Source organism: Streptomyces sp. NPDC058650, assembly GCF_042717315.1.
Lineage (GTDB): Bacteria > Actinomycetota > Actinomycetes > Streptomycetales > Streptomycetaceae > Streptomyces.
In genome coordinates, this window is sequence record NZ_JBHXRL010000065.1 from 1 (window position 1) to 1,339 (window position 1,339).

Below are 1,339 nucleotides of genomic sequence, written 5' to 3' on the forward strand. Positions count from 1 at the left end.
CCCCTGCTCGAGGACCACTCGACGACGCTCGGAGAAGGGGTCGGCGGGGTCGGGTCGTGGCGTGAGGTGCGCATGCTCCGCACTGCCCGTCGGCAGCGACAGCGTGCGCGAGATCGGCAGGATCAATCCGCTGGTCGCCGCCGGCGCCGGGATCTCGAGCGAGTCGCGGAGTGCATCTGCGATTCGGGCCGCGAGGCGGTCGATCTCCGCGATGCTGCGCGCCCGACGTGTCGCCCGCGTGCTGATGTCTCCCGCGGCACCGGTTGCGGCGACGACCCAACGGGCATCAGCGGCGAGGGCGCGCCGCACTCCGCCGGCGAGATCTGCGCTGGCGAGACGGTTGTCCGCGCCGAACACCGTCGGGTGCACGGGCGTCACGACGAAGAGGCCGAGTCGCTCGCCGTCGGCCCCGTCGAAGACGATGGCGTCGATCGGGACGTTCGGACGGCCTGAGGGCGGGACATTCCGGCGCCCGCCCACCTCGGAGACGCTGGTGCGCACGGCGCGAACCCGTGTGGGTCGTTCTGCCTCGATGGCGTCTCGAGTCGCCGTACGGGCTGCAGCGACGACCCGCTGCGCCACGGCCGCAGGTGTGGGAGCCCCGCCCGGGAAGCAGCCGGCTTCCGGCGTCGAGTGAGCGTGGGTGGCGGAGACCCACACCGCCTCGACGCCGAGTTCGCGCACCGACTCGCGGATTCGAGCAACCAGATCGGCGTTGACGCAGATGAGGTCGACCACCAGCAGCAGGACCCGCAGGTCGCCGCTGCTGATGCTGATGGCGTGGACGTCGAGGGGTTCGAGCGAACCGATCGCCCCGCCGGTGCGGTCGATGTACCCACCGAGTGGTTCGCCGAGGATGACGGGGAGGGGCGAAACGGCGTGTCCGACCGCTAGCACGGGTCCTCGCTCTCCCAGGCGTTCAGCGCCTGTGCGTAGACGGTCATGTCGGTCCCCGGGTCGGTGGCGGCCCGCGCGAGTCTCAGCCCGCCGTCGAGGGCGTCGCCGCGGGGTGTCTCGAGCCGCAGTCCACGAGCGGCGAGGGCGGAGGAGAGGGAGGCGCGGAGCGCGCCGTTCGCTTCGAGCATCCGTCCGGTGTGGCTGATCGGGAACCCGGGCGTATGTGCGGCGGTGACGGTGTCGGCGAGATCAGCGGCGGCAGCTCGCAGGATCGCCGTCGCAACGCCGTCGCCGGCGTCCGATGCCGCCGCGACGCGGAGTGCGAAGGCTGCCACGGTGACCACGGTCGACTCGGAGCGGTAGAACCGCTGGAGTGCCGCGAGCGAGACGCCTCCGAGTACGTCGGCGAGGTCGGTCGAGAGCGCAGTGGCCGGTCCTGCCC

General features: G+C 72.2%; 2 pseudogenes. Both read right to left on the bottom strand.

Features of this window, described 5'->3' with window-relative positions:
• Positions 1–897: pseudogene (locus tag ACFWWU_RS37250) on the bottom strand (hypothetical protein); the annotation flags it as partial.
• A pseudogene (locus ACFWWU_RS37255) lies at positions 891–1,339 on the bottom strand (hypothetical protein); the annotation flags it as partial. The pseudogenes ACFWWU_RS37255 and ACFWWU_RS37250, both read right to left, overlap by 7 nt.